The organism is Pseudomonas sp. Ant30-3, from assembly GCF_000690905.1.
Taxonomy (GTDB): Bacteria; Pseudomonadota; Gammaproteobacteria; order Pseudomonadales; family Pseudomonadaceae; genus Aquipseudomonas.
Map to the genome: position 1 here is coordinate 1 of NZ_JMCL01000204.1, position 449 is coordinate 449.

Annotated in this window: 1 protein-coding gene; it reads left to right on the forward strand. The window is 49.7% G+C overall.

What is annotated here, in order from left to right; translation table 11 throughout:
- Nucleotides 1-121: 121 nt before the first annotated feature.
- Nucleotides 122-436: an ArsR/SmtB family transcription factor gene (locus tag DU29_RS1000000132055; protein WP_020742476.1), complete on the forward strand. Its 315-nt coding sequence runs from the start codon at nucleotides 122-124 to the stop codon at nucleotides 434-436.
- The last annotated feature ends 13 nt before the right edge of the window (nucleotides 437-449 follow it).

Below are 449 nucleotides of genomic sequence, written 5' to 3' on the forward strand. Positions count from 1 at the left end.
GAGATGACATTCAATATTACTCCTATATTTCTAGTATTGTCGAAATGATGTACGCAGCCTACTTGCGTTTATCCGACCTGTCAACTATAATTCTAGAAACATCGAATTATTGGGGCGTGCTATGGATCACGAAAAGGTTGCAGCCAGCTTAGCTGAGCTAGGGAATAGTCACCGACTGTCCGTGTTCCGCTTTCTGGTCAAAGCTGGCCATGATGGGGCTTCGGCCGGAGATATCCAGAAGGGGCTGGGTATTCCTGCTTCGACGCTATCACATCACCTTGCGCGCATGGCCAAGGTAGGGCTGATCCGGCAGGAGAAACATAGCCGCACGATTGTCTGTATACCCGAGTATGGGCACCTAGAGAATTTGATCGGTTTCTTACAAGAGGAATGTTGTGCAGGTGTCCGGATTGCGCATGAACCAGAACCGCTTTGACGCTTGCCCAGCT

Coding starts and splice junctions, on each gene's coding strand:
- DU29_RS1000000132055 (WP_020742476.1), top strand. CDS start 122: ATGGATCACGAAAAGGTTGCAGCCAGCTTAGCTGAGCTAGGGAATAGT.